The organism is Ruegeria sp. B10 (assembly GCF_056539825.1).
This window is the reverse complement of record NZ_JBQFVP010000002.1, coordinates 327,536-342,879: the sequence shown is the minus strand read 5'-3', so window position 1 is coordinate 342,879 and position 15,344 is coordinate 327,536. Positions and strand designations below refer to the sequence as shown.

Sequence of the window (15,344 nt, the reverse complement as noted above, 5' to 3'; positions counted from 1 at the left end):
CGCATGTCCATCAGGCCGGCGCCCGCGCTCGAGCTGTTCGCGCCTTCAGCCCCTGTTCGATCCATGATGTGACCTCAAGCGTCCGGGCTGCATCCTCGACATCGATCAGTGGAGGTGCGCCGTCGATCACGTCAAGGAAGTGATCCAGTTGCGCCTCAAGTGGTGCGCGTTGTTGTTCCGGTCGTGTAAGTTGGTCTTTCTGGGCCGCAGTGCCCCAATCCTTTCCACGCCACAGGGTCATGGAGGGAAAACTGACAGCGCCGCTGGTTCCCGTGATCCACATCATGTCCTGACGGGTCGTGCCTATGTTCGGGTTCTCGCCGGTTCCGGCCTCAAACCCCCAAGGGCTAGGTGCGGTGTCGGCAAAACCAATGGTGCCCGTCGCGCCGTTTTCGAACGCGATCGCAACAGCCCCGCTTTCTATCCGATCTGATCCGCGGATTGACGCGCCGGGCAGGGCGACGACATCTGAGATTTCCCCGATCACAAAGCGCAAGACATCGATATCATGCACCAGATTGATCATGACTGGACTGCCATCAGACGTCCGCCAGTTCTGTTCAAAATAGCTCTCGGGTTTGCGCATGGCCCATAGCAACGACACGTTGATGACTTGTCCGATCGTACCTTGCGCGATCACCTCTTTCAGGTGCTGCAAGGTTGTGTGATATCGCCGATGGTGGCCTACAAGGCTGCGGACATCGGCCTTGCGAACGGCCGTCCTAAGGCGCTGGGCATCATCGATCGATGCGGCAACCGGCTTTTCGATCAGCATGTGCCAACCGCGGGATGCGGCCAGAATGCCATGTTCGGCATGCAGGCGGGTCGGCGTCGCGATGATGACGCCATCCACCGGGTCCTGCACCTCGTCCATACTGGAAAAACGCGGCGCGTCTATCTGGATTGAGCCATCTGGATCGGCCAACCCGACCAACACGCAGCCGGGATGCTCGATCACGGCGCGCACGTGGCGGATACCGATCAATCCACCACCAGCTACAAGGATCCGTTTCACATCACTGCTCCGATTTGCCAGGGAACGAATTCGTAGTCACCCAGGCCCTGCGCCTCTGACTTGGTCCGTGCGCCCGATGCGACTTGCAGAAGCCGTCGGTATATTTCCTGTCCTTTTTCTTCGACGCTGGCACCTTTGGTCAGAATGTCGCCCGCATCAACGTCCATGTCTTCGGGCATGCGCGCTGCCAACTCAGAGTTAGAAGCGATTTTCAACGTAGGCGCCGGTTTCGACCCAAAGGCAGAGCCGCGCCCCGTGGTGAAACACACTAGGTTGCAACCGGCTGCGATCTGCCCGGTCACCGAGGCCGGGTCATATCCGGGGCTGTCCATGAAGGTGAAGCCTTTGGCGGTGATGGGTTCGGCGTATTTGAATACACCGGTCAATGGGGTGGTTCCGCCCTTCGCCGCTGCACCCAGCGACTTCTCAAGGATGGTCGTCAGACCGCCTTGCTTGTTGCCGGGGCTTGGGTTGTTGTCCATCGAACCGAGATTGCGGGCGGTATAGTCCTGCCACCAATCGATCAGTCCGATCAGTTTCTCCCCAGTTGCGCGACCAAGGGCGCGGCGGGTCAAAAGGTGTTCGGCTCCGTAGATTTCGGGTGTTTCCGCAAGGACTCCTGTGCCACCTTGGGCGACCAACAGGTCGCAGGCATATCCGAGCGCCGGGTTCGCGGTCACACCGGACCAAGCGTCCGATCCACCGCATTGCAACGCAACCATCAGTTCGGAAGCAGGGGCTTCGCTGCGCCTTGCATCATTGGCAATGGGTAGCATCTGGTTGATCTTGCTGATGCCCATTTCCACGGTCCGGCGCAATCCCGCGACGTTCTGAATGTTCATCGTTTGGAAGGTGGGGCTCTGCTTCAGCCCATACGCGTCCAGCAGCCAGTCGATCTGGTTCATCTCGCAGCCCAGACCGACCATCAGAACAGCAGCGTGGTTGGGATGTTTCGCAAACCCCCACATGACCCGTTGAAGAGCTTCGAAACCGTCGCCGGAATCGGCCATTCCACAGCCCGTTCCGTGGACAAAGGCCACCACGCCGTCGACGTTCGGAAACTCGGCCAGCTTGTCCGGCGTAAAGTGGTTGGCGATCATGCGGGCCGCAGTCGCGGAACAGTTCACGGTGGTCAGAACCGCGATGTAATTGCGCGTGCCGACCCGACCGCTGTCCCGGTGGTAGCCCATGAACGTATCGACCGATGTGGCAGGTTTCGTGGGTCTGTGATCCGTCGCAAATTCGTAGTCCACGCTGGTGTTGCGGAACTCGACATTGTGGGTGTGCACATGGTCGCCGGGTTCGATCGGTTGGGTGGCGTAACCGATGATCTGGGCGTATTTTCTGACGGGATCGCCGGGTGCAAGATTCCGCGTGGCAACCTTGTGTCCCGAGGGGATGCGCGTATTAGTCATGATACCCTCGACCATACTGCCGACGTCCAGGGGCCGAGTTGCAACCACCACGCTATCCGTTCGATCTAAACGTACAAAAGTCATAGTCAGCTTTCTTGGGGGCAGCAGCTAGGCGCAGAACGGCGAGTCCGATGTCCACCGGTGAATATCTATATGCGGTTGTCCAGACAGCCTTGCTCGCGCCGCTTCCCAATTGGACTTGCAGACGCGCCAATCTCGTAGCTCGGTTTCGGGGCGCGATCTGGACCTTGCGACGAAGCTGGGGAAATGGTCTCGACCAGTGGGCTGGCCCACCGCACTAAAGCGGATGTCGAAAGACCAGCGGAACCGGTCCGTTTCATTGACCAGCGAAGCATGTGGCGTCAGAGGGTGAAACAGGATGATCCCGCCTGCTTTGACTGGCAGAGGCACAGCTCGGCCTTCGTCAATGAAGCCGTCAGCAATGCCTGTCTGCGTTCGCGCACAATGTGGTAGAATGGATTGGTCCTGTGCCTTTGGCAACACTTGCAGGCAGCCGTTTTTGACCGTTGCATCGTTGACGGCAATCCACACCGTGACCATGTCGGTCTGGTCCGCATCCTCCAACGCAACCGCCCGGTCCTGATGCCAGTCCGTTGCGGTGATGTGTGCGCGAACCTCGTCCTTGGACAGCTTGAGAGCAGGGGGCTTCAACCGAACGTGCTGGATCGGATTGCTAACCAGCTCTGGCCCGATCAACTGCTCGACAATGTCTAGCATGGGCCGGGCCGTCAGCAAGTCGAACACCGCGGGCCCAATATGGAACGGTGTGTCCGCCATGATCCGATCGCCAGGCAACGAAATGTCCAGCGGCTGGAAATAGTCGCAACCGGCCTGATAGGCGGACAGAAGTTTGTCCCATAAGGTCATTCCTGACGGTTCGTCCTTGACCAGCCCGTTTTCGTACCAACCGTCATAGAGCCGGTTCAGGACATCCGAGTATTCGGCCTGTACCCGATCCAGCACATCTCTGGGAATTACATCCTCGACCACGAGGTATCCGTCCGTCTGGAACTTGCCAATCTGATTTTGTGTCAGCATGGGTGCAACCTCACAACAGCAGCGCGATGATGCCCGGCCAGATCAGAAGAACGGAAAGCGCCAGCAATTGGATCCCGATGAATGGCAGGAAGCCGCGGAAGATATCCGTCAGACTGATATGCGGCGGAGCCACCGATTTCAGGTAGAATGCGGCCGGGCCGAAAGGTGGCGAGAGGAAGCTGACCTGCATATTCATACAGAACACGACGCCGAACCAGATGGCGACATGACTCGGCTCCAACTGGCCAAAGACTCCGATTTCCTCGATGGGAAGGCGCAGGACGATCGGCAGAAAGACCGGAATGATCAACAGCACGATGCCGACCCAATCCATGAATGCGCCCATGAACAGCAAGATCAGCATCATCACGAGGATGACCAGCATGGTCGGCAGCTCCTGGCCGACGATAAGGTCGGCCACGTATTGGGGCCCGCCAGCAATGGTGTAGGCACCCGCCAGCGCGGCGGCCCCGATCGTAACCCAGATGATAGTGCCTGTGGATTTTAGCGTTCGCATCAAGCTGTCCCAAACCAGCTCGAACGATCCTTCGCCCCGCAGGATGGCGATGATCAGAACGGCGAAGGCGCCCATGCCTGCAGCCTCGGTGATGCCTGTGATCCCGCCATAGATCGAGCCGAGCACCACGCCGATGACAACCAGCGGCGCAACGAGGCCTTTGCCCATTTCCCACCCGATTTTGGCACGCTCTCTGCCAAAGACGAATAAGATCAGCAGAAGGGCGACGATCGTAATACCGGCAAACCAGGGCAGGTAGTCAGCTGTCCCCAATCGCGCTGGTTCACCTTGGCTGGCAGCGTTCGACCCTGAGAGCTCGAAAAACGCGGCCCGGATAAACAAAACAGTGGAAAATCCGGCGACGACGATGCTCATGAAGGCCCCAAACAATTTGCGTTTTTCAGCCGGTTCGGGGTCGTTTGGGTCCGGTTCAGGTAGCGGAGCGTGATGAGGATTCAACTGCGTGCGGATGATGATGTAAAGGATGATCATCGAGGCCAGCATGAAACCGGGAATGAAAGACGCGGTGAAAAGCGACTTGATCGAAGTTTCGGTGATCAGCCCATAGATGATCAGAACGATCGAGGGAGGGATCATAGTGCCCAGCGACCCCGAGGCGCAGATCACGCCGATGGCGAGATTCTGATCGTAACCAAGGCGCAGCATCTGGGGCAGGGCGATCAGGCCCAGCAGAACCACCTCACCACCGATGATGCCAGACATTGCCGCCATGATCACCGCCATGATCGAGGTCACGATTGCGATGCCGCCGCGTGTTCTGGACAGCCAGACATTCAGCGACGAATACATGTCACGCGCGATCCCGGATCGCTCTAGCAGCGACGCCATGAAGATAAACAATGGCACTGATATGAGCACGTAGTCCGTTAAGAGCCCGTATATCTTCTGCGCCAGAATATAGAGCGGCCCAGTACCTGGCCGACCGGTGAGAACCCCGTCGCCGAATGAAAACGGGTTCAAAAGCAGTGTCGGTTCGAATTTCAGGACAAGAACCAGAACCGCAAGGGAAGCCGAGGCCAGACCCAAGGGCATTCCGATCGCCAGAAGCACGATCAGGGCAACCATCAGGATGAGTGAGATTGTTCCAATATCCATCAGTCTTGTCCCACCGCTCGTTTGATCATTTCAATTTCGTCTTCGTCCGGTTCATCTGTGTGGATTTCCGGTTCTTTGTTCCAATCCGCGATCAAGTTCAAAATCGCTTGCATTGCGACGAGCGTAATCACGATCAGCACCATCGGCTGCAACGTCGCTGGGATCGGAGGATTGAAGGCAGAGCCATAAAGCTCCCATTTATAGAGCTTGTTGACGAACACCTGCTTGTAGCTGCCGTAAACCAAAAAGAAGGCAAACAGCACGATGAGTATTGTCGAAACCGTATCAAAAACGCGTTGAAGCCATCGTGGAACTGCGTCGTACAGCAGGAATATTCGAATGTGACTGCGTTGCTGCATGGCGTAGTAACCAGACATCAAAAACACAAAGCTGGCGAACCAGAGTGTCATTTCATTGGCCCACTCGGTCGGCTTTTCTAGGATATAGCGCATGAAGACTTCGTAGAGCATGACGACCGTCATGATTGCGATCATCATCATCGTCACTCGGCCTATGAACAGGGCGAAACGATCCATAACCGTCGTGCCTTCGAACTCCATCGTAGCTGGGCGCACGGTCTTGGTACCAATCACTGCAAGAAACGGTAAAAGGACGAGCGCGGCCACGTCGATGATGTCGACATACCCCCCGAACACGCCAGAAAATTCGGGCGTGATGTCGCTGCGCAGATATATTTCCGTTACCTGACTTTTGAGGGATTCAGAAGTGTAAGGCAGCCAATCCAATAGGAACGCAGGGAGATGCCAAACAAGCCAACTGGCCGTCGCGACGAAGGCCAACGGTATGAGCCATTCAATTGGTCCGCCTGAATTCTTGTGCATCGCGTAACCCTCGTCCCTATCCTTCGATCCTGTAGTGATCGATAAAGTCTCGATCCGGCTCGACACCCAGTCCGGGGCCAGTCGGGATCATGACACGGCCGTTATTGGCCTTGACCTGATTTTGAATTTCCAGCGGAACGGTCAGCAGATCGTCCCGAAACTTGTTGTCCGTTGTGTCGAACTCCAGCATAGGCTCCCACGGATGCAAGCCGCCTGGAATCGCGGGCATGGCCGCCAGTAAATGCAGATTAGTTGCGACAGCGATGGCGCTACCCCAGACGTGATTTACGACCGGAGTGAAATGGGCGTGGCATAGGGACAGTACCCTGAGATACTCTGAAACACCGCCCAAAGCGCATACTTCTGGCTGCGCTATATCTATTCCGCGATTTTCAAGAAGACTGCGCCAAGCCCAGCGATTGAATACCGCTTCTCCGCCCGAGATGTTGACTTTCAGCGAAGCACGCAATTCGCGGTATCCGTCCATGTCTTCTGGCGCGACCGGTTCTTCGAACCAATATGCGTCCAGTTCTTCCAGCGCCCGACCAACAAAAAATGCGTCCGAAGTCGTATAGGCATGGTTTGCATCGACCATGAATGGAAAGTCATCACCAACCCCGCGTCGAACTGCTTCGCACAGCTTCACATCAGGCTTCGGACCAAAGCCCGTTTTCATTTTGGTGGCGGTGAATCCCATCTCCTTGATCTTTGAGGCTTCATCCTCAAAACGGCTGGCCAGATTGGAAATCGGTTCATCCCGGAGCATCATGCCGTAGCCGTAGCAAGGAACGCTTGCGCGATGTGCGCCGCCGACAAGCTTATGAAGGGGGAGGTCAGAGATTTTGCCGGTGATGTCCCAAAGTGCAATGTCCACCCCGGACAAAGCCTGTATTGGCATTCCGCTTTGGCCATGGTCTCGCAAAAGGTTGTACACCTTGTGCCAGATCACGTCTTTGTCCAAAGGGTCCATGCCAAGGACCATTGGCTGGATGACCTTTTCCACGATGGATTTGTTGGCAATGGCTACGTTTCCGGGACCAAAGCACTCCCCCCAACCGGTCACCCCCTCATCTGTCTGAATCTCGACCAGATGGGTTGTTCGCTTGTCGTAATACTGTTGCGAGTAGCCCAGAACTTCCGGCATGTCGTACTGCAGTACGTGACTTATTATTCTGGTGATTTTCATGAAGTTCTGGATCCCGGCGCCGAACCGGAGAGGCCGCAAGCGCGGCCTTTCCGTGTGTCGTAAGTCGGTCGCAGCCTGATTACTGCATTGCGCCCAGGTCACGCAGGAAGTTGATGTGGCTTTCCAGCAGCGCCTGTGCTTCAGGGGTCGTTGCGAACTCAGTCCAACCGACCTGAACAGCCGCGCGATAGGCTGCCAGATCTTCAGGCGTCCATTCGTACAACTGAACACCTTTTGCTTTCAGGTCTTTTGCTGTCTGAGCGTTCTGCACTTCGTTGATGGTCGCATTGTGCAATGCCAGGCTATCCATTGCGACTTCCATGATCTTCTTGTGGTGCGCAGGCATCGCTTCCCAAACGTCTTTGCGACATGCCAGGTGATCTGCGGGCATGGAGTGGAAACCGGGATAGTTTGTGTGACCTGCGATCTCGTACAGACCCAGACCCACGTTGTTCGTCAGGTTCGCAGCATCCGCACCATCAATGATGCCGGTTTCCAAAGCCGTGAAGATTTCGTTGAAGTCCATCACGATCGGAGAAGCACCAAGTTCCGCGAATACCTTGGTTGCAAGGCCTGGAGGCGAGCGGAACTTCCAATCTTTGAAGTCTTCCACTTTTGCAATCGGCTTGGTCGAAGACAGCGACTCTGGCCCGGGGATCCACCATCCGATGAATTCCATGTCGTAGCCGTTGTACAGATCATTTACAGCTTCTCTTCCGCCGCCATGAAGAAGCCAGGCCATTTGCTGATATGGGTTCTGATACCCACCGAGCAGGTCGCCCGCGAACTGGAAGGCCGGATTTTTACCGGTCTGATAGCCGCCGCCCGTCATGTCGCAATCAAGAATCCCCGTAGCTGCGGCGTCGAAGGTTTCAACTGATTTGACCACCGAAGAGGAATAGAACATTTCAACTTCGATTTCGCCGTTGGACATCTCCTGAATGTCTTCAACGAATTTTGCAGCCATCTGGCCAGACAGAGTTTCGGGCGAAAAATGCGTTTGAATTCTGAGCTTCGTGGTTTCTGCCATTGCGAAACCAGCTGCCATTGTCGTGGCTACGGCCGCCACGGCCGCTGTCTTGACTATTTTCATGTTGTCCTCCCAGACGTTGAGCGTTGCGCGGAGAGGGAGATCTTGCCGCCTCCTTTGCCGTCACGCAGATAAACGTTAAGCCGACGAATCGAATGCAACAAGAAGAATTTGAAATTTCCAAAAATTTCGAGATTCTTGCGTAAACTCGAAAATAGGCTTAGGACGCTACTTGGACAAAATTTGAAGGCGCATACCGGGATGAAAGAAGAAGTCGATATTTATCAAGATCTTAAGATGCGCCTCATCTCGAATGGATTCGAGCATGGAGCCAAGGTGCGGGCCGAAGAATTACGTAAAGAGTATGGCTGTTCTGCGAGTGCAGTTCGCGAAGTCCTTTTTCGATTGTCCGCTGTAGGGTTGGTGGACTTTCAGGAACAAAAAGGTTTCCGCGTGCCAATGCGTTCGCCGCAGAAGCTTATAGAATTGACACATGTCCGTGTTTTGTTGGAGGCCGAAGGTACCGCGATGTCGATCCGTAGTGGCGGGGTGGATTGGGAAGCAAGACTGACGGCTGCGCATCACAAACTTAGCCATATCGAAAAACGCATTCACGCCACAGACGACCCGAGCGGCCTTATCGAGATATGGTTTGCATCGGAGAAGGAGTTTCACCAAACGCTCATTTCTGCCTGTGGCTCGGAAACCTTAAAACAAATGCATGGCCGAGTTTACGCGCAATTCAGACAGCAGTTGATGGTGGCAGACCGGAACTTTGAGTTCATTTCTCAGAACATAAGACACCATGCCGATATACTTGAGGCAGCATTGTCAGGGGATGAGCAGTTAACACGAGAGAAAATTCACGATCATCTGAAACGCCACCTAACTGGAAAGACGATGGGCGACTAGCGCCGAAAATCGTCTTCCAAATACACCCGAATGATTTCGTCGAAGCTTGATTCCGCCTCGAACCCCAACTCCAGAGCGCGATCTGTTTGAAAGTCGCGCGGCCAATTCTTGACTATTCGTTCGATTGCCTCGTCGGGTTCTCGCCTGACAAGGCCAACTGCATCTTGACCGGCCACGGCGCGCAGCGCTTCGATTTGTTCGGCGACGGTGCAACTTACGCCCGGCATGTTCAACGCGCGTCTGTCGTTCAAAAGCTGCGTGTCCATTGTTGCAGCATGGGTCAAAAAAGTCGCAGCGGCGCGGGGGCTGGCGTGCCAGTGGCGAACAGTTTCGGCAACAGGCAAGACAGCCTCAACCCCATTCAATGGCTCTCGGATTATACCTGAAAAGAAAGACGAAGCGGCAGCGTTGGCTTTGCCAGGGCGCACACACAAAGTGGGCAAGCGTAAGGAAATACCGTCGATATATCCTTTCCTACTGAAATCCGTGATCATCAATTCAGACGCCGCTTTCTGCGCTCCGTAACTGGTCAAAGGAGCCGACAGGAACTCATCACCAATCTTTTCGGGGAACGGAGCCCCAAAAACTGCTATGGACGAGGCAAAAACCAGACGAGGCGTGTACTCGCCTCCTGATGCCTCGTGTTCATCTCTGAGCGCGTTCAGCAATGCCCAGGTCGCCATAAGATTGACATCCCAGCCCAACGCAAAGTCTGTTTCAGCTTGGCCTGAAACGATGGCTGCAAGGTGGAATATGACGTCCGGGCGTTGAGCTGCAACCGACTTGGCGATGCCTGACGTGGTCAAGTTCCCCACAATTTGCTTACCTGGTGCACTGTCGAGCGGGAATGAGAGATCGAACAGTGAGGGTTGAGCATCTGCTCCAAAAATTTCTTGGGTCGAAACACGTTGGGCCAGTTTCTGGCCCAGCATTCCTCCACCGCCTATAACAAGGATCCGCGTCACAGCATTCCGTTCCGTTTTTTGAGTTCCAGATACAAAGCCGAATGATCCAGTTCCGCCCCATCCATTTCGTTTATCAAATATTCGAAACGGTCGCGCACGGATTGGGTGCTAGGTAGCTCGACCCCAAGGCTGCGCGCTTCTTCTAGCGTGTTGTCCAAATCCTTTATTTGAAACTTAGACAAACCTCCTGGTACAAAATTCCCATCAGACATGCGCTCGCCATGTTGTTGTAAGATAATGCTATCCGCAAAGCCCCCCTTCAGTGCGGCCCTCAACGCGGTTGGGTCTGCACCGCCTTGCTGAGCCAGTAGTGTCGCTTCGGCGACAGCCGATATTGTCACAGCGACAATTGTTTGATTGGCCAATTTGCATAGTTGACCGGAACCACTTGGGCCAACATGCACAGGGCGCCCCATTGCTGTCAGAACCGGTCGCACGCGCTCCATAACGTCCTGATCGCCACCGACCATGATCGCGAGGGTGCCAGCTTCGGCACCCTTGGTGCCGCCGGAAACCGGGGCATCCAGATGCTGCACCCCCATCGAGGATAATTGCGCGGATTGCTCTCTGGCATGTTCGGGTTTGGCGCTGGACATATCGATCCAGATCATCCCTGGTTTGAGTTGTTCGCGGAAAGCCTCGTCAGAAAGTAGCGCGCGGGTCGCGTATCCGTCCGAGAGCATCGTTATTATTACGTCTGCACGCGAAATCGCCAGCGGGGCAGTTTCCGCCAACGTCGCGCCTTCTGCTGTCAACGGTTTTGCCTTTTCCAAGCTGCGGTTCCATACAGTGAGCGGAAATTCGGCGCGCAAAATATTCCGCGCCATGGGAGCTCCCATCAGGCCAGTTCCCAACAGAGCCACTTTGAACTGTTTGCTCATCATCTATGTCCTTCCCAAGGTGCGCCACGCATGGTTATGGCCAAACCAAAATCTCTGTCATACGCTAACGGCTCTGGGCCCACATGCCAGAAGTCGTTGCGAAACCGCCAAGGTTTCTTTGCTTCTCGGTTGATCTGCGGAACGAAATAGCACTTGTTCAGCCGCCACTTTAAGAGTTGGAATACTTATATGTTAGAAAGGGTTAAGGAGGAGCAAGGACTAGTCACAGCCGCCGTACAAGTGATCGGAACTGCAAGCACGGATGAATTGGCAAGAAAGGGTTCGAAAGTCTATGCGGCGGCTATAAACTCCGAAAATCTAAATTCGATTCGCGGCCGGAATCTCGAAAATCCCGCAATTTTCGAGAAGGATGTGGGGAAGTATAACAGTGTTCGTCATGGGGTCGCGCGATTGAAGTCAGTTGTTTTGTCCAATCGCGACGGGTTCGTGCATCACGGAACTATTCTGGATGCAACGGATGGTGAATGGGATTTCGCCATGGACCTCAATCTGCACTCTATGATGCATACGACGAAGGTTGCCGTTGTTGGGGTGACGAAATTGGTGACCATGGATTTCATAGTGCGAGAAATCCGGCGCAATTGTACTTGCCCTGGAACAGTCGAGAGTCCCAACAGGCGTGACCGCGTAGATGCGCTGGGAGAGCAGCTGGGCAGCAGAGAAGAAGCCTTTGCACAATTTGTGGCGCGCCAGCCTACGGGTCGTGTAGCGAAAGCAAAGGAGATTGCTGCATATGTCGTCTATCCGGCGTGCGGTGAGAGTGCATTCACCACAGGACATACACATAAAATTGACGGAGGTTGGTCAGCCCAATGACAAAAGTATCGATGGACGATCTGCGATCTCGCAAGTGGTTTATGAATTCCGAGAACCTTGAGATGACTGCATTGTATCTGGAAAGATACCTGAATTACGGGTTGACCCGTGCGGAGCTGCAATCAGGCAAACCGATCATTGGCATTGCTCAAACCGGCAGTGATTTGAGCCCCTGCAATCGGCATCACATCGAGTTGTCCAAACGCGTTCGCGACGGAATCATCGCCGCCGGGGGAACGTGCATCGAAATACCAGTCCACCCGATACAAGAAACCGGTAAACGGCCAACGGCATCGCTTGACCGCAATCTGGCTTATCTCTCATTGGTTGAGAGTCTATTCGGATATCCGATTGACGGCGTTGTTCTGAACATTGGTTGTGACAAGACCACGCCCGCACTTCTTATGGCCGCTGCGACTGTCAACATCCCAGCGATTGCCTTGTCAGTTGGTCCAATGCTGAACGGTTGGTGGAAAGGTGAACGCGCCGGATCGGGCACGGTTATTTGGAAAGCGCGCGAAGACCTTGCGGCTGACGAAATCGACACCGATGAGTTCATGGAAATCGCAGCCGCCGCAGCACCTTCGGTGGGGTATTGCAATACGATGGGAACAGCAACGACCATGAATTCGCTTGCTGAAGCCTTGGGTATGCAATTGCCCGGATCAGCAGCCGTACCAGCCCCGTATAGAGAGCGCGGTCAAATCAGTTATGAAACCGGCAGACGTATTGTGGACATGGTCTGGGAAGATCTGCGCCCCAGCGATGTGATGACACGTCAGGCTTTTGAGAATGCGATTGTTGTCAACTCTGCGATTGGTGGATCGACGAACGCGCCGATCCACCTGAATGCAATCGCCCGGCATCTTGGTGTTCCATTGAACAACGATGACTGGCAGAAGCTTGGCCACGACGTTCCTCTGTTGGTTAATATGCAGCCTGCGGGTGAATATCTGGGCGAAGACTACCAACAGGCCGGGGGTGTTCCCGCCGTTGTCGGCGAGCTTCTGGATGCTGGATTGCTGCCGCATCCCGATGCGATAACGGTGAACGGCAAGACAATGGGCAATAATTGCTCGGCGCGCCGGTCGCTGAATAGCGAAGTAATCAAGCCCGTCGGTAGCCCGGTTAAGCAACAGGCGGGGTTCATCAATCTCTCGGGCAACCTGTTCGAAAGCGCGATTATGAAGACATCTGTGATTTCCAAGGCATTTCGAGAGACCTACCTGTCGAACCCGGATGATCCCAATGCATTTGAGGGCAGGGCAGTTGTGTTTGATGGGCCTGAGGACTTTCACCATCGGATCGATGATCCCGCAGAAAACATCGACGCAAACTGTATTCTGATTATGCGTGGAGCAGGGCCAAAAGGATACCCGGGTGCCGCAGAGGTCGTGAATATGCGTCCGCCCGCATATTTGATAAAGCAAGGCATCGAAGCCCTTCCTTGCATCGGTGATGGACGGCAATCCGGTACATCAGGAAGTCCGTCTATCCTGAACGCCTCACCCGAAGCTGCAGAGGGTGGTGGGTTAGCCTTGGTGCGAAATGGCGACCGACTGCGCATCGATCTTGGCAAAGGCACAGCAGATATGCTGGTTTCGCTCGAAGAGCTGCATGAACGCGCCCGCGACCTGGAGGCAAGTGGCGGGTATGCAATGCCGCCCAACCAATCCCCGTGGCAGGAAATATTCCGCGAAAAGGTAGATCGCCTGGATCGCGGTATGACGCTCAAGGGTGCAGAAAACTACCGCGATATCGCGCGAGGCTTCATGCCACGCGATAACCACTAAAAGGAACAGAAATGAAACTTGTTCGTTACGGAGCCGAGGGCTCGGAAAAGCCGGCCCTGGTCGACTCTGAGGGTCAATTGCGGGATCTGTCCGCTCATATCAATGATATCACGGGTGACGTGCTGGATGACGGAACGCTTGATAATTTGCGCTCATTGGATCCGAACAACCTGCCAATTGTAGAGGGTGACCCTCGTATCGCACCCTGTGTCGGTGAAATCGGTAAGTTTCTTTGCATCGGTTTGAACTACTCGGACCATGCTGCAGAAACCGGCGCAGATATTCCCGCGCATCCGATACTTTTTTTCAAGGCTAACTCAGCGGTCATTGGGGCATATGACGATGTTGTCATGCCGCGAGGATCTACACACACCGACTGGGAATGCGAACTGGGTGTGGTCATCGGTAAGACGGCCAAATACGTTTCCAAGGCCGACGCGCTCGAACATGTTGCGGGCTATTGTATCGTAAACGACGTGTCGGAAAGACATTTTCAAACTCAACTGACCGGTCAATGGACCAAAGGCAAGTCTTGCGACACATTCGGCCCTACTGGTCCGTGGCTAGTGACCCGGGATGAGGTGCCGGATCCTCAAAGCCTTGGGATGTCACTGGATGTAAACGGTCAGCGAATGCAAACCGGGAATACTGCTACGATGATCTTTTCCGTTGCCGAGATCATTGAGCACCTAAGCCAACTTTTCACACTGCACCCTGGTGACGTCATTTCAACTGGAACACCGCCTGGTGTCGGAATGGGGATCAAACCGGAACCAGTTTACCTTAAAAAAGGCGACGTCATGGAGCTTCGCATCGATGGGCTTGGTGTTCAGCGGCAAGAGGTCGGCCAAGATGACTGACTTGTTGCAAATCGGAGGGATCACTGAACGGATGCGAGAGCGCCTGTCCGCAGCGTTCGACATTCATCAATTGGACGATTTCGACGCAGAAAGTGTTACGCATATCGTTACAAATGGGCATGATGGTGTTCCGCATGACCTGATGACATCACTCAGTAATCTGAAGATGATCAGTGTCTATGGGGTCGGCTACGACGCCGTCGACGCAAATGCAGCAGCTGAGCGCGGGATTGTTGTGACGCACACGCCCAATGTGTTGAACAAAGAAGTCGCAACCACCGCCGTTCTGCTGTTTCTGTCATGTTACCGAGAGCTCATACGTGACGATGATTACGTTCGGTCCGGACGGTGGGAAGTTGAAGGAAATGCCCCTTTGACGCGATCACCGGACAATCAAAAAATAGGTATTCTTGGTCTTGGTCGCATTGGTCAGGCGATCGTTGATAAGTTGGAGCCGTGGGCCCCCGAAATCTCTTATCACACCCGCAATCAAAAGGATGTCCCATACCGGTATTTCGACAATTTGGTTGAAATGGCAGAACATGTGGACGTCCTCATATGCATCACTCCCGGCGGTCAGTCGACGAATAAGCTGGTCAACGCTGAGGTACTGCGCGCTTTAGGGGCAGGCGGCACTTTAATAAACGTTAGCCGAGGTTCGGTCGTCGATGAAACTGCCCTTATCAATGCATTGCAAAACGGTGAGCTCGGGTGGGCGGGGCTTGATGTCTTCGAGGACGAACCGCGTGTTCCAAAAGCATTGCGCGATCTGCCCAATGTCACCTTGCTCCCTCACGCTGGTAGCGCGACTATTGAGACGCGTGCAGCAATGGGTGACCTAACTGTCGACAATCTGCTGCAACACCTCAAGGACGGATCGGTGATCACAGCTGTGCCGGAATGCAGAGATCTGTAA

At 54.7% G+C, this 15,344-nt stretch carries 14 protein-coding genes; 5 read left to right on the top strand and 9 right to left on the bottom strand.

What is annotated here, in order from left to right; genetic code table 11:
* Positions 1-10: 10 nt before the first annotated feature.
* From ACR0J4_RS04065 to ACR0J4_RS04035, 7 genes are all read right to left on the bottom strand, one after another.
* Complete coding sequence (locus ACR0J4_RS04065; RefSeq protein WP_170642383.1) at positions 11-1,015, bottom strand: Gfo/Idh/MocA family protein; 1,005 nt, start codon at positions 1,013-1,015, stop codon at positions 11-13.
* The gene (locus ACR0J4_RS04060) at positions 1,012-2,514 is read right to left on the bottom strand and encodes an altronate dehydratase family protein (RefSeq protein WP_170642381.1); all 1,503 of its coding nucleotides are present in this window, start codon (positions 2,512-2,514) and stop codon (positions 1,012-1,014) included. Before ACR0J4_RS04060 ends, ACR0J4_RS04065 begins: the two co-directional genes overlap by 4 nt.
* 24 nt (positions 2,515-2,538) lie before the next feature.
* A complete protein-coding gene (locus ACR0J4_RS04055) occupies positions 2,539-3,489 on the bottom strand; it encodes a phytanoyl-CoA dioxygenase family protein (RefSeq protein WP_170551848.1) in 951 nt (316 codons plus the stop codon).
* A gap of 10 nt (positions 3,490-3,499) precedes the next feature.
* On the bottom strand, positions 3,500-5,122 hold the full coding sequence (locus tag ACR0J4_RS04050) for a TRAP transporter large permease subunit (protein ID WP_170642379.1): 1,623 nt from the start codon (positions 5,120-5,122) through the stop codon (positions 3,500-3,502).
* Positions 5,122-5,922 (bottom strand): TRAP transporter small permease subunit, encoded by an 801-nt coding sequence (locus tag ACR0J4_RS04045; RefSeq protein WP_480668304.1) that lies wholly within the window; start codon positions 5,920-5,922, stop codon positions 5,122-5,124. Before ACR0J4_RS04045 ends, ACR0J4_RS04050 begins: the two co-directional genes overlap by 1 nt.
* A gap of 58 nt (positions 5,923-5,980) precedes the next feature.
* Positions 5,981-7,150, bottom strand: coding sequence for a mandelate racemase/muconate lactonizing enzyme family protein (locus ACR0J4_RS04040; RefSeq protein WP_170642377.1), 1,170 nt, complete (start codon positions 7,148-7,150; stop codon positions 5,981-5,983).
* Positions 7,151-7,229: 79 nt separating this feature from the next.
* Complete coding sequence (locus tag ACR0J4_RS04035) at positions 7,230-8,243, bottom strand: TRAP transporter substrate-binding protein (protein ID WP_170376099.1); 1,014 nt, start codon at positions 8,241-8,243, stop codon at positions 7,230-7,232.
* Positions 8,244-8,441: 198 nt separating this feature from the next.
* Here ACR0J4_RS04035 and ACR0J4_RS04030 point away from each other — a divergent pair, with 198 nt between their 5' ends.
* On the top strand, positions 8,442-9,092 hold the full coding sequence (locus ACR0J4_RS04030; RefSeq protein WP_170376101.1) for a GntR family transcriptional regulator: 651 nt from the start codon (positions 8,442-8,444) through the stop codon (positions 9,090-9,092).
* Here the strand turns inward: ACR0J4_RS04030 and denD are convergent.
* Positions 9,089-10,057: a D-erythronate dehydrogenase gene (gene denD, locus ACR0J4_RS04025; protein ID WP_170642375.1), complete on the bottom strand. Its 969-nt coding sequence runs from the start codon at positions 10,055-10,057 to the stop codon at positions 9,089-9,091. The genes ACR0J4_RS04030 and denD overlap by 4 nt on opposite strands.
* A complete protein-coding gene (locus ACR0J4_RS04020) occupies positions 10,054-10,938 on the bottom strand; it encodes an NAD(P)-dependent oxidoreductase (protein ID WP_170642373.1) in 885 nt (294 codons plus the stop codon). Before ACR0J4_RS04020 ends, denD begins: the two co-directional genes overlap by 4 nt.
* Before the next feature lie 189 nt (positions 10,939-11,127).
* Here ACR0J4_RS04020 and ACR0J4_RS04015 point away from each other — a divergent pair, with 189 nt between their 5' ends.
* The 4 genes from ACR0J4_RS04015 to ACR0J4_RS04000 are packed head-to-tail and all read left to right on the top strand — an operon-like array spanning position 11,128 to position 15,344.
* A complete protein-coding gene (locus ACR0J4_RS04015) occupies positions 11,128-11,775 on the top strand; it encodes an SDR family oxidoreductase (RefSeq protein WP_170551831.1) in 648 nt (215 codons plus the stop codon).
* Entirely contained in the window at positions 11,772-13,568 is a 1,797-nt protein-coding gene (locus ACR0J4_RS04010) for an IlvD/Edd family dehydratase (protein ID WP_170642371.1), read from the top strand. Before ACR0J4_RS04015 ends, ACR0J4_RS04010 begins: the two co-directional genes overlap by 4 nt.
* Positions 13,569-13,579: 11 nt before the next feature.
* Positions 13,580-14,428, top strand: coding sequence for a fumarylacetoacetate hydrolase family protein (locus tag ACR0J4_RS04005; protein ID WP_170642368.1), 849 nt, complete (start codon positions 13,580-13,582; stop codon positions 14,426-14,428).
* Positions 14,421-15,344 (top strand): 2-hydroxyacid dehydrogenase, encoded by a 924-nt coding sequence (locus tag ACR0J4_RS04000; protein ID WP_170642366.1) that lies wholly within the window; start codon positions 14,421-14,423, stop codon positions 15,342-15,344. Before ACR0J4_RS04005 ends, ACR0J4_RS04000 begins: the two co-directional genes overlap by 8 nt.

Coding starts and splice junctions, on each gene's coding strand:
- ACR0J4_RS04055 (WP_170551848.1), bottom strand. CDS start 3,489: ATGCTGACACAAAATCAGATTGGCAAGTTCCAGACGGACGGATACCTC.
- ACR0J4_RS04015 (WP_170551831.1), top strand. CDS start 11,128: ATGTTAGAAAGGGTTAAGGAGGAGCAAGGACTAGTCACAGCCGCCGTA.
- ACR0J4_RS04050 (WP_170642379.1), bottom strand. CDS start 5,122: ATGGATATTGGAACAATCTCACTCATCCTGATGGTTGCCCTGATCGTG.
- ACR0J4_RS04060 (WP_170642381.1), bottom strand. CDS start 2,514: ATGACTTTTGTACGTTTAGATCGAACGGATAGCGTGGTGGTTGCAACT.
- ACR0J4_RS04030 (WP_170376101.1), top strand. CDS start 8,442: ATGAAAGAAGAAGTCGATATTTATCAAGATCTTAAGATGCGCCTCATC.
- ACR0J4_RS04000 (WP_170642366.1), top strand. CDS start 14,421: ATGACTGACTTGTTGCAAATCGGAGGGATCACTGAACGGATGCGAGAG.
- ACR0J4_RS04010 (WP_170642371.1), top strand. CDS start 11,772: ATGACAAAAGTATCGATGGACGATCTGCGATCTCGCAAGTGGTTTATG.
- ACR0J4_RS04040 (WP_170642377.1), bottom strand. CDS start 7,150: ATGAAAATCACCAGAATAATAAGTCACGTACTGCAGTACGACATGCCG.
- ACR0J4_RS04020 (WP_170642373.1), bottom strand. CDS start 10,938: ATGAGCAAACAGTTCAAAGTGGCTCTGTTGGGAACTGGCCTGATGGGA.
- ACR0J4_RS04035 (WP_170376099.1), bottom strand. CDS start 8,243: ATGAAAATAGTCAAGACAGCGGCCGTGGCGGCCGTAGCCACGACAATG.
- ACR0J4_RS04005 (WP_170642368.1), top strand. CDS start 13,580: ATGAAACTTGTTCGTTACGGAGCCGAGGGCTCGGAAAAGCCGGCCCTG.